21 protein-coding genes are annotated in these 23,221 nt (G+C 71.7%); 8 read left to right on the forward strand and 13 right to left on the reverse strand.

Annotation, left to right across the window (positions count from 1 at the left end; translation table 11 throughout):
- Positions 1-36: 36 nt before the first annotated feature.
- Positions 37-807, reverse strand: coding sequence for an enoyl-ACP reductase FabI (fabI, locus tag ACFY0I_RS23855; protein ID WP_281208321.1), 771 nt, complete (start codon positions 805-807; stop codon positions 37-39).
- 4 nt (positions 808-811) lie between these two features.
- Positions 812-1,531: a 3-oxoacyl-[acyl-carrier-protein] reductase gene (gene fabG / locus ACFY0I_RS23860; protein ID WP_362878087.1), complete on the reverse strand. Its 720-nt coding sequence runs from the start codon at positions 1,529-1,531 to the stop codon at positions 812-814.
- A gap of 146 nt (positions 1,532-1,677) precedes the next feature.
- Between fabG and ACFY0I_RS23865 the strand changes: the two genes are divergently transcribed.
- The 3 genes from ACFY0I_RS23865 to tyrS all read left to right on the forward strand — a co-directional run bounded on the left by ACFY0I_RS23865 (position 1,678) and on the right by tyrS (position 6,040).
- Entirely contained in the window at positions 1,678-3,240 is a 1,563-nt protein-coding gene (locus tag ACFY0I_RS23865; protein WP_388899251.1) for a TldD/PmbA family protein, read from the forward strand.
- A 91-nt stretch (positions 3,241-3,331) separates the two neighbouring features.
- On the forward strand, positions 3,332-4,723 hold the full coding sequence (locus ACFY0I_RS23870; protein WP_388899253.1) for a metallopeptidase TldD-related protein: 1,392 nt from the start codon (positions 3,332-3,334) through the stop codon (positions 4,721-4,723).
- A gap of 51 nt (positions 4,724-4,774) precedes the next feature.
- Positions 4,775-6,040 (forward strand): tyrosine--tRNA ligase, encoded by a 1,266-nt coding sequence (tyrS, locus tag ACFY0I_RS23875; protein WP_388899256.1) that lies wholly within the window; start codon positions 4,775-4,777, stop codon positions 6,038-6,040.
- 88 nt (positions 6,041-6,128) lie between these two features.
- Here tyrS and ACFY0I_RS23880 read toward each other — a convergent pair whose 3' ends face one another.
- Positions 6,129-6,404 carry a GlsB/YeaQ/YmgE family stress response membrane protein gene (locus tag ACFY0I_RS23880; RefSeq protein WP_281208326.1) on the reverse strand — a complete coding sequence of 92 codons (276 nt, stop codon included), beginning with the start codon at positions 6,402-6,404 and terminating at the stop codon, positions 6,129-6,131.
- Between the two features lie 231 nt (positions 6,405-6,635).
- On the opposite strand from ACFY0I_RS23880, the gene ACFY0I_RS23885 reads away from it, so the two are divergent.
- Positions 6,636-6,914 carry a DUF3099 domain-containing protein gene (locus ACFY0I_RS23885; RefSeq protein ID WP_388899881.1) on the forward strand — a complete coding sequence of 93 codons (279 nt, stop codon included), beginning with the start codon at positions 6,636-6,638 and terminating at the stop codon, positions 6,912-6,914.
- Positions 6,915-7,071: 157 nt separating this feature from the next.
- Complete coding sequence (locus ACFY0I_RS23890; RefSeq protein ID WP_388899259.1) at positions 7,072-7,326, forward strand: hypothetical protein; 255 nt, start codon at positions 7,072-7,074, stop codon at positions 7,324-7,326.
- A 75-nt stretch (positions 7,327-7,401) separates the two neighbouring features.
- On the opposite strand, the gene moaA is transcribed toward ACFY0I_RS23890, so the two are convergent.
- The 3 genes from moaA to ACFY0I_RS23905 form a co-directional block, all read right to left on the reverse strand.
- Positions 7,402-8,391 carry a GTP 3',8-cyclase MoaA gene (gene moaA / locus ACFY0I_RS23895; protein ID WP_388899262.1) on the reverse strand — a complete coding sequence of 330 codons (990 nt, stop codon included), beginning with the start codon at positions 8,389-8,391 and terminating at the stop codon, positions 7,402-7,404.
- A 176-nt stretch (positions 8,392-8,567) separates the two neighbouring features.
- Positions 8,568-10,193 (reverse strand): cation acetate symporter, encoded by a 1,626-nt coding sequence (locus ACFY0I_RS23900; protein WP_388899265.1) that lies wholly within the window; start codon positions 10,191-10,193, stop codon positions 8,568-8,570.
- Entirely contained in the window at positions 10,190-10,555 is a 366-nt protein-coding gene (locus ACFY0I_RS23905) for a DUF485 domain-containing protein (RefSeq protein ID WP_388899268.1), read from the reverse strand. The genes ACFY0I_RS23900 and ACFY0I_RS23905 overlap by 4 nt, the downstream gene beginning before the upstream one ends.
- 258 nt (positions 10,556-10,813) lie before the next feature.
- Here ACFY0I_RS23905 and ACFY0I_RS23910 point away from each other — a divergent pair, with 258 nt between their 5' ends.
- On the forward strand, positions 10,814-12,367 hold the full coding sequence (locus ACFY0I_RS23910; protein ID WP_388899271.1) for a S8 family serine peptidase: 1,554 nt from the start codon (positions 10,814-10,816) through the stop codon (positions 12,365-12,367).
- Between the two features lie 88 nt (positions 12,368-12,455).
- Here the strand turns inward: ACFY0I_RS23910 and ACFY0I_RS23915 are convergent, their stop codons facing one another.
- The 7 genes from ACFY0I_RS23915 to ACFY0I_RS23945 form a co-directional block, all read right to left on the reverse strand.
- Complete coding sequence (locus ACFY0I_RS23915) at positions 12,456-13,499, reverse strand: zinc-dependent alcohol dehydrogenase family protein (protein WP_388899275.1); 1,044 nt, start codon at positions 13,497-13,499, stop codon at positions 12,456-12,458.
- 40 nt (positions 13,500-13,539) lie between these two features.
- Positions 13,540-14,241, reverse strand: coding sequence for a lysoplasmalogenase (locus tag ACFY0I_RS23920; protein WP_388899278.1), 702 nt, complete (start codon positions 14,239-14,241; stop codon positions 13,540-13,542).
- Positions 14,238-15,185 carry a sterol desaturase family protein gene (locus ACFY0I_RS23925; protein ID WP_388899281.1) on the reverse strand — a complete coding sequence of 316 codons (948 nt, stop codon included), beginning with the start codon at positions 15,183-15,185 and terminating at the stop codon, positions 14,238-14,240. The genes ACFY0I_RS23920 and ACFY0I_RS23925 overlap by 4 nt, the downstream gene beginning before the upstream one ends.
- A gap of 170 nt (positions 15,186-15,355) precedes the next feature.
- Complete coding sequence (locus ACFY0I_RS23930) at positions 15,356-16,576, reverse strand: amidohydrolase family protein (RefSeq protein ID WP_388899284.1); 1,221 nt, start codon at positions 16,574-16,576, stop codon at positions 15,356-15,358.
- Positions 16,573-17,913: an amidohydrolase family protein gene (locus tag ACFY0I_RS23935; RefSeq protein ID WP_388899287.1), complete on the reverse strand. Its 1,341-nt coding sequence runs from the start codon at positions 17,911-17,913 to the stop codon at positions 16,573-16,575. Before ACFY0I_RS23935 ends, ACFY0I_RS23930 begins: the two co-directional genes overlap by 4 nt.
- A 10-nt stretch (positions 17,914-17,923) precedes the next feature.
- Positions 17,924-18,808 carry an SDR family NAD(P)-dependent oxidoreductase gene (locus ACFY0I_RS23940; RefSeq protein WP_388899289.1) on the reverse strand — a complete coding sequence of 295 codons (885 nt, stop codon included), beginning with the start codon at positions 18,806-18,808 and terminating at the stop codon, positions 17,924-17,926.
- A gap of 1 nt (position 18,809) precedes the next feature.
- Positions 18,810-19,607: an acetoacetate decarboxylase family protein gene (locus ACFY0I_RS23945; RefSeq protein WP_388899292.1), complete on the reverse strand. Its 798-nt coding sequence runs from the start codon at positions 19,605-19,607 to the stop codon at positions 18,810-18,812.
- Between the two features lie 113 nt (positions 19,608-19,720).
- Between ACFY0I_RS23945 and ACFY0I_RS23950 the strand changes: the two genes are divergently transcribed.
- Positions 19,721-20,344: a TetR/AcrR family transcriptional regulator gene (locus tag ACFY0I_RS23950; RefSeq protein WP_388899295.1), complete on the forward strand. Its 624-nt coding sequence runs from the start codon at positions 19,721-19,723 to the stop codon at positions 20,342-20,344.
- A gap of 215 nt (positions 20,345-20,559) precedes the next feature.
- On the forward strand, positions 20,560-23,172 hold the full coding sequence (locus tag ACFY0I_RS23955; RefSeq protein WP_388899298.1) for an MXAN_6230/SCO0854 family RING domain-containing protein: 2,613 nt from the start codon (positions 20,560-20,562) through the stop codon (positions 23,170-23,172).
- Positions 23,173-23,221 lie beyond the last annotated feature (49 nt).

Below are 23,221 nucleotides of genomic sequence, written 5' to 3' on the forward strand. Positions count from 1 at the left end.
ACCGCCGTACGGACGCAGGACGCCGTGATCGCGGGATCAGGCACCCATCGCGTGCAGACCGCCGTCCACGTGGACGATCTCGCCCGTGGTCTTCGGGAACCAGTCCGACAGCAGGGCGACGACGCCCTTGCCGGTCGGCTCCGGGTCGCTCATGTCCCACTCCAGCATCGAGCGGGAGTTCCAGACCTCGGCCAGCTCGCCGAAGCCCGGGATGGACTTGGCGGCCATGGAGCCGATCGGACCGGCCGAGACCAGGTTGCAGCGGATGTTCTCCTTGCCCAGGTCGCGGGCGAGGTAACGGCTGGTGGCCTCCAGGGCCGCCTTGGCCGGGCCCATCCAGTCGTACTGCGGCCAGGCGAACTGCGCGTCGAAGGTGAGACCGACGATGGCCGCGCCCTCCGCCGGGAACAGCGGCTTGCAGGCCATGGCGAGCGACTTCAGCGAGAACGCCGAGACGTGCATGGCCGTGGCGACCGACTCGAACGGCGTGTTCAGGAAGTTGCCACCGAGGGCGTCCTGCGGGGCGAAACCGATCGAGTGCACGACGCCGTCGAGGCCGCCGAGCTCGTCACGGACGAGACCCTCCAGGCGGTCCAGGTGCTCCTGGTTGGTGACGTCGAGCTCGATCACCTTGACCGGCTTCGGCAGCTTCTTGGCGATGCGCTCGGTCAGCGACGGCCGCGGCCAAGCGGTCAGGATGACCTCGGCGCCCTGCTCCTGGGCCAGCTTGGCGGTGTGGAAGGCGATGGACGATTCCATCAGCACCCCGGTGATGAGGATGCGCTTGCCGTCGAGAATTCCGCTCATGTGATCAGTGACCCATGCCCAATCCGCCGTCAACGGGAATGACGGCTCCTGTGATGTACGCGGCGTCGTCGGACGCCAGGAAGCTCACGGCTGCCGCGATCTCCTCGGGCCGCGCGTACCGGGCCAGCGGCACCTGGGCCACGATGCCCGCGCGCTGCTCGTCGGTGAGCACCTTCGTCATGTCGGTGTCCACGAAGCCCGGGGCGACCACGTTGAAGGTGATGTTGCGGGAGCCGAGCTCTCGGGCGAGCGAGCGGGCGAAGCCCACCAGTGCCGCCTTCGAGGCAGCGTAGTTGGCCTGGCCCGCGGATCCCAGCAGCCCGACGACCGAGGAGATCAGGACCACGCGGCCCTTCTTCGCGCGGAGCATGCCGCGGTTGGCGCGCTTGACCACCCGGAAGGTGCCGGTGAGGTTGGTGTCGACGACGGACGCGAAGTCCTCCTCCGACATCCGCATCAGCAGCGTGTCCTTGGTGATACCGGCATTGGCCACCAGTACCTCGACGGCGCCCTGCTTGTCCTCGATCTCCTTGTAGGCCTGCTCCACCTGATCGGAGTCGGTGATGTCGCAGCGCACCGCCAGAACACCCAGCGAGGTGAGTTCCTCCGGCGGCTCGCCCGACCGGTACGTGATCGCGACCTTGTCGCCGGCCTGCGCGAACGCTCGGGCGATGGCGAGGCCGATGCCCCGGTTTCCTCCGGTGACGAGAACCGAGCGGCTCAACGGATCACCCTTTCGCTAGCTGTCTTGATTACCGAAAACCTATAGGCCGCCCGGGGCATCCGGAGAATCCGGCTCCGACAGGGCCTTGAGGCGGGCTCTGTCGAGTCCCTACAGAAAGATGTAGGCACAACTGCCTCGAGCGCGACATGATCGGGGCTACCGGCCCCGACCCCGGGAGGACTTCCGTGGCCCATTCCATCGACGCGGCTTTCACCGCGCTGCCCTTGCGGGCGCTCGCCGACGCGGCGCTCGCCCGGGCCCGCGCGCTGGGCGCCGACCACGCCGACTTCCGGCTGGAGCGCATCCGCAGCGCCTCCTGGCGGCTGCGCGACGCCAAGCCCTCCGGCGGCTCCGACACCACCGACCTCGGTTACGCGGTACGGGTCGTGCACGGGGGCAGCTGGGGCTTCGCCTCCGGTGTGGACCTGACCATGGACGCCGCCGCCAAGGTCGCCTCGCAGGCCGTGGCCATGGCGAAGCTGTCCGCCCAGGTGATCAAGGCCGCGGGCTCCGACGAGCGCGTCGAGCTGGCCGCCGAGCCGGTGCACGCCGACCGGACCTGGATCTCCGCCTACGACGTGGACCCGTTCGAGGTGCCGGACGGCGAGAAGGCGGCCCTGCTCGCCGACTGGAGCGCGCGGTTGCTGGCCGCCGACGGCGTCGCCCACGTCGACGCCTCGCTGCTCGCCGTCCACGAGAACAAGTTCTACGCCGACTCCGCCGGCACCTCCACCACCCAGCAGCGCGTGCGCATCCACCCGCAGCTCACCGCCGTCGCCGTGAACGGCGTGAGCGGCGAGTTCGACTCCATGCGCACCATCGCCCCGCCCGCCGGGCGCGGCTGGGAGTACCTGACCGGCACCGGCTGGGACTGGAACGCCGAGCTGGAGGAGATCCCCGGCCTGCTCGCCGAGAAGATGCGGGCCCCGAGCGTCGAGGCGGGGCGCTACGACCTCGTCGTGGACCCGTCCAACCTGTGGCTCACCATCCACGAGTCCATCGGCCACGCCACCGAGCTGGACCGGGCGCTGGGTTACGAGGCGGCGTACGCGGGGACCTCCTTCGCCACCTTCGACCAGCTGGGCAAGCTCAAGTACGGCTCCTCGATCATGAACGTGACCGGTGACCGCACGGCCGAGCACGGCCTCGCCACGATCGGCTACGACGACGAGGGCGTCGAGGCGCAGAGCTGGGACCTCGTCAAGGACGGCACCCTGGCCGGCTACCAGACCGACCGGCGGATCGCGAAGCTGACCGGGCTGGGACGTTCCAACGGTTGCGCCTACGCCGACTCCCCCGGGCACGTGCCCGTCCAGCGGATGGCGAACGTCTCCCTCCAGCCGGATCCGGGCGGGCTGTCCACCGAGGACCTCATCGGCGGGGTGGAGCGCGGGATCTACGTGGTCGGCGACCGTTCGTGGTCGATCGACATGCAGCGCTACAACTTCCAGTTCACCGGGCAGCGCTTCTTCCGCATCGAGAACGGCCGGCTGGCCGGGCAGCTGCGCGACGTCGCGTACCAGGCCACGACCACCGACTTCTGGGGCTCGATGGAGAAGGTCGGCGGACCGCAGACCTACGTCCTGGGCGGCGCCTTCAACTGCGGCAAGGCCCAGCCCGGCCAGGTCGCCGCGGTCTCGCACGGCTGCCCGTCCGCGCTGTTCCGCGACGTGAACATCCTCAACACCACGCAGGAGGCCGGCCGATGAGGGCAGACGGTCACTCCCCCGCCCCCCGGGGGTCCGGGGGTCGCCCCCCGGGACGGCACAGTCTCAACACCACGCAGGAGGCCGGACGCTGATGTCGACCCGAACCAAGCCGCACGAGATCGTCGAACGGGCCCTGGAACTGTCCACGGCCGACGGCTGCGTCGTCATCGCCGACGAGGAGTCGAGCGCCAACCTGCGCTGGGCCGGCAACGCGCTCACCACGAACGGCGTCACCCGCGGCCGGACCCTGACGGTCATCGCCACCGTGGACGGCAAGGAGGGGACGGCCTCGGGGGTCGTGTCACGCTCCGCCGTCACCGCCGCCGACCTGGAGCCGCTCGTACGGGCGGCCGAGGCGGCCGCGCGCGGGGCCGGTCCGGCCGAGGACGCCCGGCCCCTGGTCACCGGCACGCCGGCCTCCCCGGACTTCACCGACGCCCCGGCGGAGACCTCCTCGGCGGTGTTCGCCGACTTCGCGCCGGCCCTCGGCGAGGCCTTCGCCCGGGCCCGCGCGGGCGGCCGGGAGCTGTACGGCTTCGCCAACCACGAGCTGGTCTCCACGTACGTCGGCACCTCCACGGGCCTGCGGCTGCGCCACGACCAGCCGAACGGGACCCTGGAGGTCAACGCCAAGTCCCCGGACCGGCTGCGCTCGGCCTGGGCGGGACGATCCACCCGGGACTTCAAGGACGTCGACCCGACGGTGCTGGACGCGGAGCTCGCGGTGCGCCTGGGCTGGGCGGAGCGGAAGGTCGAGCTGCCCGCCGGGCGGTACGAGACCCTGCTGCCGCCGACGGCCGTGGCGGACCTGCTGATCTACCAGATGTGGTCGGCGGCCGCCCGGGACGCCGTGGAGGGCCGCACGGTCTTCTCCAAACCCGGCGGCGGCACCCGGCTCGGCGAGCGGCTCTCCCCGCTGCCGCTGACCCTGCGCAGCGATCCCCACGCGCCGGGCCTGGAGTCCGCGCCGTTCGTGATCGCCCACAGCTCCGGCGACGACGCGTCCGTCTTCGACAACGGTCTGCCGGTCCCGCCGACGGAATGGATCGCCGAGGGCGAGCTCAAGCGACTGACGACGACCCGCCACAGCGCCGCTCTGACCGGGCTGGACCTCTCCCCCGGCTTCGGGAACCTGATCCTGGACGGGGGCGGCGAGAAGTCCCTGGAGGAGATGGTGGCCGGTACCTCGCGCGGGCTGCTGCTGACCTGCCTCTGGTACATCCGGGAGGTCGACCCGGCCACGCTGCTGCTCACGGGCCTCACCCGGGACGGCGTCTACCTGGTGGAGGACGGGCAGGTCGTGGGCGAGGTGAACAACTTCCGGTTCAACGAGTCCCCCGTCGACCTGCTGTCGCGGGCGACGGAGGCCGGCCGGACCGAGAAGACCCTCCCGCGCGAGTGGGGCGACTGGTTCACCCGGGCCGCGATGCCGGCGCTGCGCATCCCGGACTTCAACATGAGCTCGGTCAGCAAGGGCGTCTGACCCACCTAGACTGACCATGGCAATTTCAGACATCGAAGGAGTCGAGAGACCGTGACGGACATCGTCGACGAACTGAAGTGGCGTGGGCTCTTCGCCCAGTCCACCGACGAAGAAGCGCTGCGCAAGGCGTTCGCGGACGGTCCGGTCACGTTCTATTGCGGCTACGACCCGACGGCGGCCTCGCTGCACGTGGGTCACCTGGTGCAGGTCCTGACCATGCGCCGGCTCCAGCTGGCGGGCAACCGTCCGCTGGCGCTGGTCGGCGGGGCCACCGGTCAGATCGGCGACCCGCGCCCGACGGCCGAGCGCACCCTGAACGACCCCTCGGTGATCGCGGAGTGGGTGAACCGGCTGCGCTCGCAGATCGAGCCGTTCCTGTCCTTCGAGGGCGAGAACGCGGCGGTCCTGGTGAACAACCTGGACTGGACGGCGGGCATGTCCGCCATCGAGTTCCTGCGGGACATCGGCAAGCACTTCCGCGTCAACAAGATGCTGACGAAGGACTCGGTCGCCAAGCGGCTGGAGTCGGACCAGGGCATCAGCTACACCGAGTTCAGCTACCAGCTGCTCCAGGGCATGGACTTCCTGGAGCTGTACCGGCGCCACGGCTGCGTGCTCCAGCAGGGCGGCTCCGACCAGTGGGGCAACCTGACGGCCGGCCTCGACCTGATCCACCGGGTCGAGCCGGGCGCGCAGGTGCACGCCATGGCGACGCCGCTGATGGTCAAGGCGGACGGCACGAAGTTCGGCAAGACCGAGGGCGGGGCCGTCTGGCTGGACCCGGAGATGACCACCCCGTACGCGTTCTACCAGTTCTGGCTGAACGTGGACGACCGGGACATCTCGACCTACATGCGGATCCTGTCCTTCCAGTCCCGTGAGGAGCTGGAGGCGCTGGAGGCGCAGACCGCCGAACGGCCGCAGGCGCGCGCCGCGCAGCGGGCGCTGGCCGAGGAACTGACCGCGCTGGTGCACGGCGCGGACCAGTGCGCCGCGGTGATCGCCGCGTCGAAGGCGCTGTTCGGTCAGGGCGAGCTGGCGGAGCTGGACGAGGCCACGCTGGCCGCGGCCCTGTCCGAACTGCCGCACGCGAAGGTCGCCGAGCCGGGCCCGATCGTGGACCTGCTCGCGGAGACCGGCCTGGTCGCCAGCAAGTCGGCCGCCCGGCGGACCGTGAAGGAGGGCGGCGCCTACGTGAACAACGTGAAGGTCACCTCCGAGGACGCGGTCGCCGCCGCGGAGGACCTGCTGCACGGCCGTTGGTTGGTGCTGCGGCGCGGCAAGAAGAACCTGGCCGCCGTCGAGGTCACCGGCTGACGCACCCCGCACGCGACGAGGGGCCGGTACGGACGCGTCGTCCGTACCGGCCCCTCGGCCGTCCGACCCCGGCTCGCGGGGGCCGGCGTCAGGCGGTGCGTTTGTTGCCCCGCAGCGCCATGTAGGCCATGTCGCCGAGGCCGACGATCAGGACCGCTCCGACCAGTTGCAGCAGGTGCCTGATCCAGTCGATGCCCTTGGTGTCGGCGACACCGATCCAGGTGGCGACGGCGTTGCCGAGGACGCTGCCGATGATGCCGAAGATCACGGTCAGCCAGAGGGGCTGGTGCTGCTTGCCGGGCAGGATCGCCCGGGCAATCAGGCCCAGCACCAAACCGACGATGATCGCCCACAACCAATGCATGTCGCCTCCTCCGGCGCGGTGTGCGCATGTCGCACCAGTCTCGATCCGTACAGCGAACGACGCATTTCGGACAGAGCCATTCGGGGGGCACCCCCTCACCACGCCGACCGGCGGGCGGCGTACGGTGGAAGGGTTCCGGACCGGGGTGCGTCCGGCTGGTGGATCAGGTGGTGGAACGTGCGGCTGACGAAGCGGAACGAGGCCGAGGTCTTCCGGATCACCGGGGCCCGGATGGGCCTCGCCGAGGACGTGCGGGGGCGACAGCGCCGGTACGTCATCTCGATGGCGATCAGGACCCTTTCCGTCATCGCGACGGTGGTCCTGTGGAACGTGGAGCGCCATGTGGCGATCGTGACGTTGGTCGCGGGCGCCCTGCTGCCGTACGTCGCGGTGGTCATCGCCAACGCGGGACGCGAGTCGACGCCCTCCCTGCCCTCGCACTTCGTGCCCGCGCCTGTGCGCCCCGCACTGGACGCCGAAAACCTCAATAAAAGCTCAGATCAATCCTGAAGTTCCGGTGCACCCGACCGGGTCCTGCGTGACATACTGCCTACGCGCTCCGCATCCCCCGTCGGAGCGACGGACCGACGCCGGGCAGCTCCCCCCGTGGCTGCCCGGCGTCGCCCATCCGAAGCTCTCCCGGGTGCGTGTTTGTAGGGTTGAGGCCGTGAACTCCCCTGAACCGAACGCACCGGACCCCGAGCCCGCCCCCACCTGCTCCGCCAAGGGCTGTCGCGACGCGGCCGTGTGGGTCCTCGCGTGGAACAACCCGACGCTGCACACCCCGCAGCGGCGCAAGACCTGGCTGGCGTGCGAGGAGCACCGCGAGCACCTCTCCCAGTTCCTCGGGGTGCGCGGCTTCCTCAAGGACGTCGTGAAGATCGACGAGTGGGTGCAGCCGGAGGGCTCGGAACGCGCCTGAGCCCCGGTCGGGACCGGGGCTCGGGCAGAGCTCGTTCGCGGTGGCGCGGCGGGTCGGACGCGGGTCCGGGCCCGCTCAGCCGCCGATCGCGGACATGGGGCGGTCGGGCTGGAGGAACGAGGGGTCGTCGAGGCCGGAGCCGGCCTTCTTGCCCCACATCGCCACCTTCCACAGGCGGGCGATCTCCTCGTCCGGGGCGCCGGAGCGCAGTGCCGCCCGCAGGTCGGACTCCTCGGTCGCGAACAGGCACGTACGGATCTGGCCGTCGGCCGTGAGCCGGGTGCGGTCGCAGGCGCCGCAGAAGGGGCGGGTGACGGAGGCGATGACGCCGACCGTGGCCGGGCCGCCGTCGACCACCCAGCGTTCGGCGGGGGCGGAGCCGCGCTCGTCGGCGCCTTCCTCGGTGAGCGTGAAGCGGGTGCGCAGGGACTGCAGGATGTCCCCGGCGGTGATCATGCCGTCGCGCTTCCAGCCGTGCTGGGCGTCCAGGGGCATCTGCTCGATGAAGCGGAGCTCGTACTCGTTCTCCACCGCCCAGGCGAGCAGGTCGGGGGCTTCGTCGTCGTTGAGGCCGGGCATCAGGACGGCGTTGACCTTGACGGGCGTCAGGCCGGCCTCGCGGGCGGCCGCCATGCCGTCGATGACGTCCTTGTGCCGGTCGCGGCGGGTCAGGGTCTTGAAGACGTCGGGGCGCAGGGTGTCGAGCGAAACGTTCACCCGGTCCAGGCCGGCCGCCTTGAGCGCCTGGGCGGTGCGCTTGAGGCCTATGCCGTTGGTGGTCAGCGACATCCGGGGGCGGGGCTCCAGGGCGGCGCACTGCTCGACGATCCCGACCAGGCCGGGTCGCAGCAGCGGCTCGCCGCCGGTGAAGCGGACCTCGGTGATCCCGAGCTCGGTCACGGCGATGCGAATCAGCCGGACGATCTCCTCGTCGCTCAGCAGGTCCGACTTGCCGAGCCACTGCAGTCCCTCTTCGGGCATGCAGTAGGTACAGCGCAGGTTGCACCGGTCGGTGAGTGAGACGCGCAGGTCAGTGGCCACGCGGCCGTACGTGTCGAGAAGCACTGTGGCCCCCCTCTCCTGTCCGGTTCAGCGAGTACGACGCCGTCGCGGGTACGCGGTAGCGCTGCCTTCGAGCCTACGCGACGCGCTTGGCGCTGAGGCGTGCCCGATTGAACGAGACGCGACGTGGCCGTGTCGTACGGAAGTACGACACGGCCACGCTGTGTGTTCGGCGGATCTCAGTGAGCCCCTGTTCCGGTGAGGGAACGCACTTCCAGCTCGGCGAACTTCTGGGGGTCGGCCTTCTCCTTGGTGAGGACGGTTCCCAGCCATCCGAGGAGGAAGCCGAGGGGGATGGAGATGATGCCGGGGTTCTCCAGCGGGAACCAGTAGAAGTCGGCGTCCTTGAACATCGAGGTGGGCTTGCCGGAGACCACCGGTGAGAAGAGGACCAGGCCGACCGCCGAGATCAGGCCGCCGTAGATCGACCACAGGGCGCCCTGGGTGGTGAAGCGCTTCCAGAACAGGCTGTAGAGGATGGTCGGCAGGTTGGCGGAGGCGGCCACCGCGAAGGCGAGGGCGACGAGGCCGGCCACGTTCAGGTCGCGGGCCAGGGCGCCGAGGCCGATGGCGACGGCGCCGATGACCACGGTGGACCAACGGGCCGCGCGGACCTCCTCCTTCTCGGTCGCCTTGCCCTTGCGGATGACGTTCACGTAGAGGTCGTGCGCGAAGGACGACGAGGACGCGAGGGTGAGGCCGGCGACCACCGCGAGGATGGTGGCGAAGGCGACGGCGGAGATCACCGCGAGGAGGATCGCGCCGCCGGTGGATCCCGCACCGCCGCCGATCTCCTGGGCGAGCAGGGGGGCGGCGGTGTTGCCGGCCTTGTTCGAGGCCAGGATGTCGGCCCGGTTGAGCAGGGCCGCGGCGCCGAAGCCGAGGGCGATGGTCATCAGGTAGAAGGCGCCGATGATGCCGATGGCCCAGTTCACGGACTTGCGGGCGGCCTTGGCGGTGGGAACCGTGTAGAAGCGGATCAGGATGTGCGGCAGGCCCGCGGTGCCCAGGACCAGGGCGAGGCCCAGCGAGATGAAGTCCAGCTTGCTGAGGGAGTCCTTGCCGTACTTGAGTCCGGGCTCCAGGAACTTGGTGCCCTGCCCGCTGTTCTCGGCGGCCTGGCCCAGCAGTGTGGAGATGTTGAAGTTGAACTCCAGCAGCACCAGGAAGGTGATCAGCAGGGCGCCCGCGATCAGCAGCACCGCCTTGATCATCTGGACCCAGGTGGTGCCCTTCATCCCGCCGATGGTCACGTAGACGATCATCAGGAGGCCGACCAGCGCGACCACGGCCACCTTGCCGCCGTCGCTGGTGATGCCGAGGAGCAGCGAGACCAGGACGCCGGCGCCGGCCATCTGGGCGAGCAGGTAGAAGATCGAGACCACGATGGTGGAGGTGCCCGCCGCGGTCCGCACGGGCCGCTGGCGCATCCGGTACGCGAGGACGTCGCCCATCGTGTAGCGGCCGGAGTTGCGCAGCGGCTCGGCGACCAGGAGCAGGGCCACCAGCCAGGCCACGAGGAAGCCGATGGAGTAGAGGAAGCCGTCGTAGCCGAAGAGGGCGATGGCTCCGGCGATGCCGAGGAAGGACGCGGCGGACATGTAGTCGCCGGAGATGGCCAGACCGTTCTGGAAGCCGGTGAACTGGCGTCCGCCCGCGTAGAAGTCGGCGGCGTCCTTGGTCTGGCGGCCGGCCCAGATCGTGATGATGAGCGTGGCGACGACGAACAGGCCGAACAGGGTGATGATCAGCGGGCGGTGCTCGGTGGCCCCGGCCGCGAGGGTCAACTGCGGGATCGCGCTCATTCTCCGGCCTCCATCCGGGCCTTGATGGCCTGGGCCTTGGGGTCGAGCTTGGCGGCGGCGTGCCGCGAGTACAGCCAGGCGATGAGGAAGGTCGTCGCGAACTGGGCGAGTCCGAGGACGAGGGCGACGTTGATGTTCCCGAAGAGCTTGGTCCCCATGAAGCCGCCCGCGTAGCTGGACAGCAGGACGTAGAGCAGGTACCAGGCGATGAAGGCGACGGTGAGCGGGAACGCGAAGGAGCGGTACGAGCTGCGCAGTTCGGCGAACTCGGGGCTCTGCTGGACGCGGGTGAAGTCTTCGGCCGTGGGACTCGCGGGGGTCGGTCCCGCGCCGCTGTGGGGCGGCGCTTCTTCGGTGGTCACGGGGGGCTCTCCTTGTGACGCGGGTGCGGTGGGGACGACGGACAAAACAACCTCCGTGTGGGGGGATGGTGGTGCCGATCCCCCCTGTCAACGGCACGGCCGGCGCGTCGGGACGGTTCAACACCTGTGACTACTTTGGAAACTGATTCCTCGAACTGATGGCGGAGAAGGGAACACCGGCACTAGGTTCGCGTGTCATGAACCCGTCCTGCGCAAACCGCGTGCGGACGGCTTTTTCACGGATGATGTGGAGAACCCATGGCGCATCTGGGGTCGCGTACCGCCCGGAAGAGCAATCGTCTTGCCGTACCGGTCGGACTGGCGCTCACCGCCTCACTCGCCTTCCTGCCCACGGTCGCGGCCTCCGCCGCCCCGCTCGGCAACACGGCGGCCACGGCCACGACGGCGAAGCCCGCCGCCGACGGCCCGAAGCTCTCCTACGTGGCGAACCTGACCGCGTACGGGACGGCCAAGCAGGCGAAGAAGGCCATCGAGCGGGCCGGCGGAACGGTGGTGACGGCCTATGAGCAGATCGGGGTCGTCGTCGCACACTCCCAGAACCCCGAATTCGCCAAGCAGCTGCGGTCCCAGCGCAGCCTCTTCGTGTCGGTGGGCGCCACTCGGACGGCCCCGCTCTCCGCGGTGCAGACCACCGAGGAGGGCGCGACGCAGAAGCTGAGCGCGGCCGACGCCGCCAAGGCGGCGGCGCAGGCGACGCCGGGGCAGGAGCCGCTGGAGCCCAACCAGTGGGATCTGCGGACGATCAAGGCCGACCAGGCTCACAAGATCAACGATGGCAGCCCGAACGTCACCGTGGGCGTCATCGACACGGGTGTGGACGACACCCACCCCGATCTCGCCCCGAACTTCTCCAAGGGCCAGTCCGCCAACTGTGTCGGTGGCGTCGCGGACACCTCCGAGGGCGCCTGGCGTCCGTACCCGGACGGCAGCGACCACGGCACGCACGTGGCGGGCACCATCGCGGCCCCGCGCAACGGCGTGGGCGTCAGCGGTGTCGCGCCGGGCGTGAAGGTCGCCGGCATCAAGGTGAGCGAGCCCGCGACCAGCCTCTTCTACACCGAGGCGGTCGTCTGCGGCTTCATGTTCGCCGCCGAGAAGGGGATAGAGGTGACCAACAACAGCTACTACGTCGACCCGTGGAACTACACCTGCAAGAACGACGACGACCAGAAGGCGCTGGTGGAGGCCCTCGCCCGGGCGACGAAGTACGCGGAGCGCAAGGGCGTGCTCAGCGTGGCCTCGGCCGGCAACTCCGACCACGACCTGGCCGGGGACTCCATCCTCGACGACACCAGCCCGAACGACAGCACCCCGGTGCCGCGGACCATCGACCCGAAGGTCTGCCTGGACCTGCCCACCCAGCTGCCGGGCGTGGTGACCGTCTCGGCCACCGGTGACCAGGGGCTGCGCTCGTACTACTCCAGCTACGGCCTCGGCGTCGTGGACGTCGCCGCTCCCGGCGGCGACAAGTGGCAGGTGCCGGCGACCCCGGACGCCAACGGCCGCGTCCTGTCGACCGTCCCGGGCGGCGGCTACGGCTACAAGCAGGGCACCTCGATGGCCGCCCCGCACGTCGCCGGAGTCGCGGCGCTGCTCAAGAGCGCCCACCCGTGGGCCTCGCCCTCGCAGCTCCAGGCGATGCTGAAGGGCCAGGCGACGAAGGTCGCGTGCCCGACGAAGATCTACGACGGCACCGGCAACCTGATCGACGCCACCACCTGCAAGGCCAAGTGGGGCCAGACCGGCTACTACGGCGCCGGCGTGGTCGACGCGCTCAAGGCCGTCAAGTAGCGGCGCTCGACGCCGTCGGGTGACACAGCGGCGGGCCGGCCCCGGGAGCGTCCCGGGGCCGGCCCGCCGGCTTGCGCACGCCGGAGCGTCAGGGCTTGATCAGGACCTTCAGCGCGCTGCGGTCGTCCATCGCGCGGTAGCCGTCCGGGACCTCGTCCAGGGACACGGCGCGGTCGAAGACGGGCGCCGGGTCGATCGCTCCGCTCAGCACGTCCACCAGCAGCTCCGGGATGTACGCGCGCACCGGCGCCACACCGCCGCGCAGGGTGATGTTGCGGTCGAACATCACCCCGAGGTCCAGGCCGGTGCCGCTGCCGTGCGGGACGCCGACGTAGCCGATGGCCCCGCCGTCACGGGTGATGTTGACCGCGGTGCGCATGGACTGCTCGGTGCCGACGGCCTCGATGACGCAGTGCGCGCCCCGGCCGCCCGTCAGCTCGCGGACGGCCGCCACGGCCTCGTCCCCGCGCGCGGCGACCACGTCCGTGGCGCCGAAGAGCTTGGCGATGTCCGTACGGACGGCGTGCCGGCCCAGGGCGATGATCCGCTCGGCGCCGAGCCGCTTGGCGGCCAGGACGCCGCACAGGCCGACCGCGCCGTCGCCGACGACGGCGACCGTGGAGCCCGCGCGGACACCGGCGCCCAGGGCGGCGTGGTGGCCGGTGCCCATGACGTCGGAGAGCGCGAGCAGGCCCGTCAGCAGGTGGTCGTCGGAGACGGCTTCGGCGGGCAGCTTCACCAGGGTGCCGTCGGCGTACGGGACCCGGACGGCCTCGCCCTGGCCGCCGTCGTGACCGACCGCGCCCCAGAAGCCGCCGTGCTCGCAGGAGGTGTACAGGCCCTCGGAGCAGTAGTCGCAGGTGCCGTCCGACCACATGAAGGGGGCGACGACGAGGTCCCCGGCGCGCAGGCCGGAGACGGCGGAGCCGGTCTCCTCGACGACGCCGAGGAACTCGTGTCCGATGCGCTGACCGGGCTGCCGCGCGGCCTCGCCGCGGTAGGCCCACAGGTCGCTGCCGCAGATGCAGGAGCGCAGGACGCGGACGACGGCGTCCTCGGGACGCCGGATCGCGGCGTCGGGCACCTCCTCCACGCGGATGTCGTGCGGGGCGTGGATGACGGTGGCGCGCATGGTGGTGCAGTCCTCCGGGGTGCGGTCCTGTATGACCGTCCTACCGTACGCCCGTCCCGGGATCGGGGCGGCCCGGGGACCGGCGCAGGGCCCCGCCGGCCAGCAGGTACTGGGCTGCCAGGTAGGTCGCCATGATCCAGAAGTCGGGCCGGGGCAGCTGGGGCCACTCGGCGACCCCGGTCGCGATGAGGGTGTCGGAGAGCAGGAACAGCGCCCCGCCCGCCCCGGCGACCCGGCCGAGGGCGCTCGCCCGGTAGGCCATGGCGGTGAGCAGCAGGCTGTAGCCCGCGACGGGGATCCGCAGGTCGGCCGGGAGGTCGCCCCACAGCAGGGCGACGGTCCCGATCAGGGCCGCGGCGTACGCGGCGCCGAGGAGCGGGCCGGTGCGGCGTCGCCCGAACAGGACGAGGTAGCAGACGTGCCCGGCGGCGAAGGATCCCATGCCGAGCAGGAAGGCGATCTCGGCGTCGAAGAGCAGCGCGAGGTCCCCGCCCCAGCCGAACAGCAGGGCGGCGACCAGCAGCCGGGGGGCGCGGCGGGTGATGACGTGGGCCACGAGCAGCGGCATCAGCAGCGGCTTGAACAGGACGTGCCCGAGGTGCCAGTCGGCGAGGAGGGAGCCGAGGTCGGCGACGGCCGCGACGGCGAAGGCCGCGAGCAGGATCCGTCCGGCGCGATCGGAGGCGGCGGCGGGTCCGGGGCGGGTCGCCCAGGAGGGCGTACGGGCTTCGATGGCGCTCACGCGGCCCGCTCCGGCTCCGCGGCGACGGTGGCCCGGGGGGCGGCGGGGGAAGCGGAGTCGGGCGCGGTGGCGGCGGGCGCGGCTTCGGCCGCTTCGGCGACGGCCGGCGCCGGGCGGGTGGGCTGCCAGCCGGGACCCGCGAAGACGCGTCCGGCGCGTTCGCGCCAGGTGTCGGCGGCCCGTACGTCGCGCGCGATGGCGGCGTACTCGTGGGTGGCCACCCGCAGCGGGTTGTGGGTGCCGATGTTCTTGGTGAGGCCGTAGACGGGACGCTCCGTCTCCCCCACCCAGGAGCCGAACATCCGGTCCCAGACGATCAGGATCCCGCCGAAGTTGCGGTCCAGGTAACCGCCCTGGGAGGCGTGGTGGACGCGGTGGTGGGAGGGGGTGTTGAAGACGTACTCATAGGCGCGGGGCAGCTTCCCGATGCGCTCGGTGTGGACCCAGAACTGGTAGAGGAGGTTGATCCCGTAGCAGAACGGGATCGCCGCCGGGTGCACGCCCAGGGCGACCATCGGCAGGTAGAACCACCAGGTGGTGGCGCTGGTCCAGGGCTGGCGCAGGGCGGTGGTGAGGTTGAACCTGCGGCTGCTGTGGTGGACCACGTGGCAGGCCCACAGAATGCGGATGACGTGGTGGAGCCGGTGCTGCCAGTAGTAGAGGAAGTCCTGGACGAGCAGCATCAGCAGGACCGTCCACCACAGGAACGGCACCCGCAGCGGGGTGAGTTCGTACACCGCCGTGAACACCGCGACGACCGGGATCTTCCACAGCAGGTCGAAGCCGATGCTGCCGAGCCCCATCGTGACGCTCGTGACGGCGTCCTTGGTGTCGTACCCGGTCGCGTCCTCGTCGGGATGCAGCCGGTAGCTCACCACCTCGATGACGGTGAGCAGCACGAAGGCAGGTATGGACCACAGCACGACATCGGGCAGGTTCGGCATGCCCCGCACCATAGAGCCGCCCCGGGGGGCGCCGCTAGGGGTTGTTACCGATCGGTATCCGACGGTGTTACCCCGGGTACCGGGAGGGCGCTCCGGCACCCCGGAGCGACCCCCGCGGGGCGGCTCCCCCACGCGCGGTGAGCGCGCGGGAGCCACCCCGCGGGGTCGGGTCACCAGACGCGGACCGAGGCGCCGCGGGCGAAGGCGGGGCTGGTGGCCCCGGCGGGGATCTCGCCGAGGGGCTCGGCGATCTCCTGGACGAGGGGACCGTGCTTGGCCGCCAGGGTGTCCAGGAAGGGGAGGTCGAAGCCGTAGACGCGGGCGGCGTTGCCACCCACCATGGCGGCGACCTCCTCCCGGGGCAGGCCCGCGTAGGCGATGCGCAGGCCTTCGCGGGAGAAGGGGGTGGTGCCCTCGTCGTGGGGGAAGTCGCTGCCCCACATGATCTTGTCGAGGCCGATCCGGTCCCGCAGCGGGACCTCGTGGGGACGCATGAAGCTCGCCCCGACGAAGCAGTTGTCCCGCCAGACCTCGCTCGGCCCCTTGCCCATGGACGCGGCCAGCCCCGCACCGAACTTGGCCTCGGCGGTGGACGAGGCCGCGACCAGGCGGCCGTGGTAGTAGTCCAACATCTCCAGCACGCCCGGGATCCAGCCGGAACCCTGCTCGGTCAGGACCAGCTTGAGGTTCGGGTGGCGCCGGAAGGCGCCGCCGAAGATCAGGTGCCACAGGGCCCGGTGCGAGAACCAGGTGGTCTCCACCATGAAGACGGCGCGGGCCGCCGGTTCGTCCCCCAGCGGGGGCGAGGCCGATCCGCCGTGGTGGTTGACCGGGACGTCCAGCTCGGCGCAGACGGCCCAGAGCGGGTCGTACGCCGAGGAGTACAGCTCGGGGACGGGTGAGCCCGGCGGGACGCCCGGCAGGAGGATACCGCCGGTCAGCCCGTCCGTCCGGGTGCGTCGGATCTCCGCGACCGCCGCGTCCACGTCGTTGAGGAGGATCTGGACGACGCCTGCCCGCCGGCCCGGCGCGTCGGCGCAGAAGTCCGCGAGCCAGCGGTTGTGGGCCTGGAGTCCGGCCCAGCGCAACTCGTACTCGTCGCGGGTGGGCGGCTGGGCCATCAGGGAGGCCTTGGGGAAGAACGGCGGGATCGTGTTCGGGAAGAGGACCTCGGCGACGATCCCGTCCGCTTCGAGTTCCGCCACGCGCCGGGCGGAGTTCCAGTTCAGGTCGGCGGTGTCGGCGAGGAGGTCCTCGTACGGGTTGACGTACGTGGCCGCCCAGGCGTCGAAGGCCTCGTGGTGGCGCTTGGCCAGGTACGGCCGGTAGTCCAGCAGGTCGGCGCCCGCGTGGCAGTCGGCCGAGATGACCGTGTAGCGGTCGTCCGTCACGGCGAGACCCCCAGGACCGGGAAGTCGTGCCCCGTCAGCCAGTGCCGGCCCGTTTCGCGCGAGCGGGCCCAGGAGGCCTCGACCGACGCCTGGTCCGAGGACTGGCCGAGCTCGGCCGGGGTGGGGCCGATGCGGCGGGCGATCGGGGCGAGGGCCTCGGTGTCGAAGCCGAAGACCTCGGCCGCCGCCAGCCCGAGCATGCGGCGGGTCTCGGCGACCGGGATGTCGTGGAAGGTGTTCCGCAGCCAGTTGCGGGTGTCGGGCCACGTCCCCTCGGGGTGCGGGAAGTCGGATCCCCAGAGGATGTTGTCCACGCCGATCTCGTACCGCTGGGCCAGTTCGCGGCGCTTGGTGTTGGTCGCGCAGACGAAGACCTGACGGTCCAGGTACTCGCTCGGCGGCCGTTTCAGCTCCTCGAACGGGGACAGCTTCTTTCCGCCGTGCGCGCCGAGGTAGAGCCGGTCCATGAACCAGAGCTGGTTGGGCAGCCACCAACAACCCGACTCGGCGACGCCGAACTTCAGGCCCGGGTGCCGTTCGAAGACCCCGGACCAGAGCAGGAACCACAGGGGGCGGGCGGGCCACCAGGTGACCTCGGAGACGAAGATGCCCAGGTGATCGCCGTACTCGTGACGGGGCGAGGAGCCGGAGTGGGTGACGATCGGCATCCGCGTCTCGGCGGCCGCCGCCCACACGGGGTCGTAGCGGCGGTCGTGGTACGGCGCCTTGTCCACCCACATGGCGGGGATCATCAGCGCGCCCAGACCGGACTCCTTGGCCCGGTGGATCTCGGCGACGACCCGCTGCGGTTCGCCGGTGATGGGGAGCAGGGCGACGCCGCAGTGGCGTGCCGCGTTTCCGGCAGGTCCGTCGGAGAGGAACTCGGCCAGCCACCGGTTGTGCGCCTGCGCGCCCGCCATGCCCAGTTCGGGGTCCTGGTCGCCGGAGAGGCCCAGGCCCACCCCGAAGGGGGCGGCGGTCTGGCTGTCGACGGCGTCCGCGTCGGGGAAGACGACCTCGCCGGCCACGCCGTCGCCGTCGAGTTCCTTCAGACGCTGTCCGATGTCCCAGCCTCCGCGCAAACCCTCCTCGTGGTCGTGGAACCACTTCTGGGCGAACGCCTCGTTGCGGACGCCGAGTCGGGTGGCCTCCTCGCGGCGGGCGTCGCGCTGACCGAGGAACTCGTCGAACGCGCGGTGGAAGCGGGAGTCGAGGTACGGGCGGTACCGCTCGGTCGGCAGGCCCGCGTGGCAGTCGGAGGAGATGATCAGGTACGGGTCCTCGAACCCATCCCCGGACCGCGCTGCGGCCGGGTCGTTCTCATGCGTGTCAGGCACGGCGGGCCCCTCAGTCGAGGATGAAGCTTTCCAGGTAGGCGGGGTTGGCGCGGTCGAGCATCGCCTGCGACCGGGCGCGGATCTGGCGGTCGCTGTGCTCACTGGCCGGGAGCATCCAGAAGCGGTCGGCGCGGATGCCGTCGACGACGTGTCCGGCGACCTCTTCGACCGGCGTGAACCGCACCTCGTGCCCGGCCTCCCGCATCGCGGCCTCGTACTGGTCGAGGGTGCGGTACGGGGACCTGCGCGGCCGCTCCTTCGCGTAGCGGTCGGGCCGGTTGCGGTGCGACTCCCACAGCCCGGTGCGCAGCATGTGCGGTCCGGGGAACAGGACGGACGCGCCGACGGACGCGCCCTCCGCCCGGAGGTGGGCGTACAGGGACTCGGTCATGGTGACGACGGCCGCCTTGGTGACGGCGTACACGGAGGCGGTGGGCAGCGGGGCGATGCCGCCGTCGCCGGACGAGGTGTTGACGACGTGCCCGGGGGCGCCGCCCGCGATCATGCGGGGGACGAAGGCCTGGATGCCGTGGAAGACGCCCCAGACGTTGACGGAGAATGCCCACTTCCAGTCGTTGGGCTCGTGTTCCCACATCCGGCCCTCCGCGCCGGAGCCCACGCCCGCGTTGTTGCACAGGACGTGGACGGCGCCGAAGGTCTCGTAGGCGGCGTCGGCGAGTGCGGTCACCGAGTCGCGGTCGCTGACGTCGACGGGCCGGGCGAGCACCTCGGCGCCGTCGGCGGCGAGTTCCTCGGCCGCCTTGCGCAGGGCGCCCTCCTCGACATCGGCGAGGACGACCTTCAGGCCCTCGGCGGCGAAGCGGCGGGCCATCGCGAGGCCGATGCCGCCGGCCGCCCCGGTGACGACGGCCACCTGTCCCGGTTCGAGCCGCATGTCACACCGCCCCTTCGGGGGGTCCGTCCAGGATCTGCAGGGGGTCGTCGTACCGCTGGTGGATGTACGGCAGGAGGGCCTGGGCGCTGACCCGCTCGACGACCCGGCCCTTCTGGTCGGTGGTCTTCTCACCGATGGTGATCTCCACGATGCGGCGCACCACGAGGTCGGCCACCGGGTCGAACATGGACTCGCGCAGGACGACGTCCCCGGTGATGTGCTCCAGCTTGCGGACCTTCTCGTTGCGCGTGCAGTGGACGAGGACCGGATCCGCGTCGAAGCCCGAACCATCGACCGCGGGCAGGAACTTGAAGTAGAAGTCGGTCTTCTGCGTGGGTTCGGGCAGCGGCAGCGCCCGGTCGACGGCGCCGCGGACCTCCACGAAGGCGATCCCGTGCCGGGCGAGGACGGCCCGGACGACGAGCCCGTCGCGCTCGACGGTGACCTCGCCCAGCTTCTTGGGCTCGCCGAACACCTCACGGCCACCGATCAGGGCGCGCTCGTGGGTCATCGGCATGACCAGCGGGTACCAGCCCTCGACCCCGCCGTGTTCGGCGGCGACGGCGACCGAGCCGGCGCCCAGCGGGTAGCCGGGCAGGTCGACCTTGCTGATGTTGGCCCGTACGAGGGGCCGTGCGGCGGGCTTGAGCGGCGGGGGCAGGACCGCCGCGACCACGTCGGGGTCGCTCTCCCAGACGGCGACCACCCCGGTGGACCAGATGTCGGGGAGCTTGGAACTCTTCTCGCGCGACGCCGCGATCTCGGCCTCGGTGCGCGCTCCGTACCGTACGCGTGCCATGTCTCGCACCACCCTTCGGTCGGTTCTGTAACACAGTTACACTGCCGTCGGTGAAGGGTAAAGACCCCTGCACGCACAAGATCTGACGATGCGACAGGTAAGGCGGCCCGCCGATGACGAGGAACGCGCTGACCCGCGAGGAGGTACTGGAGGCCGCCGCGTCCCTGGTCATGCGGGACGGCCCGGCCGCCCTCACCATGCGCGGCCTCGCCGCCGCCCTGGGCACGGCGGTGACCTCCATCTACTGGCACGTCGGCAACCGCGAGTCGCTCCTCGACGCGCTGGTGGAGCGGACCGTGCGCGAGGTGGGCGCGATCGCCCCGACCGGGACCACGCCCGCCGCCCGCATCCTGTCGGTGGCCCGGATCCTGCGCCGCGAACTGCGCACCCGTCCGCACCTGGTCGCGATGGTCCACGAACGCGGCCTGACCGACCGGATGTTCCTGCCCGCCCAACAGGCCCTGGTCCACGAGGTGCACGCCGCCGGACTGCGCGGTGCGCGGGCCGCCGACGCCGTGCGCGTCATCCAGTTCCAGATCGTCGGGTTCCTGCTCGTCGAGCGCAACCGCGAGCGCTCCCCCGCCCAGTCACCCGCCGAGGGCGAACTGTGGGACCCGACCGCCGCGCCCGACGACCCGGCGCTCGCCCGCGCCCTGGCCCGCCCGGCCGACCCGGAGCGGCTGTTCCTGCTGTCCGTACGGGCGCTGACCGAGGCCCTGCTGAAACCGGACGGGTAGCCGGGGCGGGCGGGCCTCCGGGCGGGCGGGTCATGGTCGCGGGCCGTCCGACGCACCGGGCGGATAATCCGTTTGCCGCCGCGCACGAACCCGTGATGGGATCGATGGTGCGGGGGCGGCTCCGCGGCGTGCATCCTTCTCCACTCCTTTCCGAAAAGATCCCGCGCGCCCACTCTCCGCCCCCGCTTTGTCGTTCGCGGAGGGGAACCAGAGCTGTGCCTGCCATCGAGTCCGTCCTGCTGCGCCGGCTCGGGACCGTCCACGTGGACCGGCCGCCGGCCGCCACCTCGCCCGGCCGTACAGGGGTGCGGCCCCTGGAGGGCGAGCTCCTGGAGCGCGGCCACGTGCTGAGCCCGGAGCTGCACGCGGCGCTGTCCGCGCTCGCGCCCACCGACCTCGCCGAGGAACGCCTGCGGCTGCTCGCGATGGTGGACGAGCTCATGGGCGCCGACCGGGTGCACAAGCCGCTGTTCCGCCGCTTCCCCTTCTCCGTCCCGCACGACACCGAGCGCTGGTACGTCCGCCGCGTATTCGCCCTGCTGGCACAGGAACCCGAGCAGCCGTGCGTGCTGTGCGGCGAACCCGGCACGGTCCACGCCGTGGACCCGTGCGCCCACCTCGTCTGCCGCGCCTGCTGGGACGGCACGGACCTGACCGGTTGCCCGGTCTGCCACCGGCGCGTCGACCCCGCCGACCCCTTCCTGCGCCCCGAGCCCGCCAAGCCCGCCGAACGCCGGTCCCGCAAGGACCGCAAGCTGCCCCCGGGCCCGCTGCGCCTGCTCCGGCTCTGCGCCGACCCGGCCGCCGGGGCGACCTCCGTCGTGGCGGCGCTGCTCGCCCGGCGGACCCCGCTCGCACCCCAGGACCTCGCGGACCTGTCCGTCCTGCTGCCCGCCACCCCGGCCGACCCGCACTGGCTCCCCGAGGACATCCCCGCACGGGAGACCAAGGCGTTCGTCCTGGGCGGGCTGCTGCGCCGCACCGAGGACCGGGCGCCGCTGCTGCGCCGGCTCACCACCGCCACCGACGTGCTGCGGCTGCTGGCCGTGCTCTCCTGCGGCGACGCCGGCCTGCGCCCACTGCCCCGCTTCGCGAACGTCGACCGGCGACTGCGCCGCGAACTCCTCGGCGTACTCGACGCGTTGCCCGTGCCGTACCTGGTCGAGGACGTGCTGCGGCACCCGGCCGGCTGGAAGCGGGCCGGCGAGAGCCTGCACCCCTTCGAGAAGCCCGCCCGGCACCCGCGGGCCGCGCTCGCCTTCGCCGTGCTGCGCGCCACCACCGTGTCCCCCCTCACCCCCTTCGGCGCCGCCCTGCTGGAGACGGCCGCCGCGCACCCGGACGCGGTCCGCGTGGACGGGGACCGCATCCGCCCCGCCACCTGGGCCGGCCGGCTGGAGCAGGCCCTCGGCGAGGGCGACGCGGCCACCGCGACCGCGCTCGCCGGGCAGCGCCCCGGTGAACTGCTGCGCCGCCTCGACCACCTGCTGCGCCTCCACCCGGGCGAAGCGCCCCTGCCCGAACTGGAGACGGCCCTCGACCACGGGCTGCCCGGCGTCGGCGCCGGCCCCCTGTTGTCGGCGCTCGGCGCCCTGCGGGTGCGCGCCGAGGACCGCACCGGTACCCGACGGGTGTTCTTCCCGGCCGGGCAGGTGGCATCCGCCCTGTCGGTGGTCGAGGAACGACCGCCGCTGCCCGGCCCGCTCGTCACGTCGGTCGTGGCCCGACTGGAGGCGGAGGTGCTGCGCAGGTTCGCCGGCGTCGACGGGGACCCGTACGACCTGGCCGTCCTCGACTCGGCCCTGTCGGACCTGATGGCGCCCTTCGCCGAGCGGACGGCGGCCCGGGCCCTGGTCGCCGTACCGAGGGGCAGTACGCAGGGCCTGCCGGAGGGCGAGGTGCTGCGGTTGTTCCTGCACTGGACGGAGCCCGCGGGCGAACGCACCGACCTGGACCTGTCCGTGGCCTTCTTCGACGCGGACTGGAAGTACACCGGACGGTGCGACTACACGAGGCTGCGCCACGGGGGCGGGGCGGCCGTGCACTCGGGCGACCTGACCTCGGCGCCCGCCCCGGACGGCGCCACCGAGTACGTCGACCTCGACCTGGCCGCCCTCGCCGGGCGCGGTGACGCCTTCGCCGTGCCGATGGTGTTCAGCTTCAACAACGTGCCCTTCGACACGCTGCCGGACGCCTTCGCCGGGTTCATGACCCTGCCCGCGGACCGCCCGCGCGGCTCCTCCTACGACCCGCGCACCGTACGTCAGCGCTTCGACCTGGCCGGTAGGTCGCAGGTCTGCATGCCGATGGTGGTGGACCTGACCGCCCGCCGCGCGCTGTGGACGGACGTCCATCTGCCGCCGTCCGGCGGCTTCCAGAGCGTCTCCTCCCACGGGGACCGGCTGGGCGAGGTGGCCCGCGACGTCAGCGAGCACTTCGCCTCCGGCTCCCGCACGACCCTGTGGGACCTGGCGGTGTGGCGGGCCGCGGCCCGGACCCGCGAGGTGGCCGTCGTACGCCGGGCACCGCTGCCCGGCCTCATCGACGAGGTGTGGCTGTACCGGGCGCGGCCCGCCGAGGCACCGGCCGCCTTCGCCGCGCGGATCTCCGCCCTGGAGGCCCCGGAGGCCCGCAGGCCGCGTCCGGACTCCGACGGGCTCGCCGCCGAAATGGCGGCGGGCCGACGGGTGTTCCTGGCGACGGTCCATGCGGGCGTGGCGCCGGCCGGGGCGTCGGGGACCTCGTACCGACTGTTCCCGGGACCGGTCGAAGTGCCGGACTCCTTCGCCCGGGTGAGCGCCGGTGACCTCGTGGCCGAGCTGGGCTGAAGGGGCGTCGGGCCACGGCTGTCGGTCGGGCCCGATATCCTCTGTGACC

The organism is Streptomyces sp. NPDC001568, assembly GCF_042893755.1.
Taxonomy (GTDB): domain Bacteria; phylum Actinomycetota; class Actinomycetes; order Streptomycetales; family Streptomycetaceae; genus Streptomyces.

What these genes read in the sequence shown, in the direction of transcription:
- fabI (WP_281208321.1), bottom strand. Translation starts at nt 807, where the DNA reads ATGAGCGGAATTCTCGACGGCAAGCGCATCCTCATCACCGGGGTGCTG.
- ACFY0I_RS23865 (WP_388899251.1), top strand. Translation starts at nt 1,678, where the DNA reads ATGATCGGGGCTACCGGCCCCGACCCCGGGAGGACTTCCGTGGCCCAT.
- ACFY0I_RS23870 (WP_388899253.1), top strand. Translation starts at nt 3,332, where the DNA reads ATGTCGACCCGAACCAAGCCGCACGAGATCGTCGAACGGGCCCTGGAA.
- ACFY0I_RS23880 (WP_281208326.1), bottom strand. Translation starts at nt 6,404, where the DNA reads ATGCATTGGTTGTGGGCGATCATCGTCGGTTTGGTGCTGGGCCTGATT.
- ACFY0I_RS23885 (WP_388899881.1), top strand. Translation starts at nt 6,636, where the DNA reads ATGGGCCTCGCCGAGGACGTGCGGGGGCGACAGCGCCGGTACGTCATC.
- ACFY0I_RS23900 (WP_388899265.1), bottom strand. Translation starts at nt 10,193, where the DNA reads ATGAGCGCGATCCCGCAGTTGACCCTCGCGGCCGGGGCCACCGAGCAC.
- ACFY0I_RS23910 (WP_388899271.1), top strand. Translation starts at nt 10,814, where the DNA reads ATGGCGCATCTGGGGTCGCGTACCGCCCGGAAGAGCAATCGTCTTGCC.
- ACFY0I_RS23915 (WP_388899275.1), bottom strand. Translation starts at nt 13,499, where the DNA reads ATGCGCGCCACCGTCATCCACGCCCCGCACGACATCCGCGTGGAGGAG.
- ACFY0I_RS23925 (WP_388899281.1), bottom strand. Translation starts at nt 15,185, where the DNA reads ATGCCGAACCTGCCCGATGTCGTGCTGTGGTCCATACCTGCCTTCGTG.
- ACFY0I_RS23940 (WP_388899289.1), bottom strand. Translation starts at nt 18,808, where the DNA reads ATGCGGCTCGAACCGGGACAGGTGGCCGTCGTCACCGGGGCGGCCGGC.
- ACFY0I_RS23945 (WP_388899292.1), bottom strand. Translation starts at nt 19,607, where the DNA reads ATGGCACGCGTACGGTACGGAGCGCGCACCGAGGCCGAGATCGCGGCG.
- ACFY0I_RS23950 (WP_388899295.1), top strand. Translation starts at nt 19,721, where the DNA reads ATGACGAGGAACGCGCTGACCCGCGAGGAGGTACTGGAGGCCGCCGCG.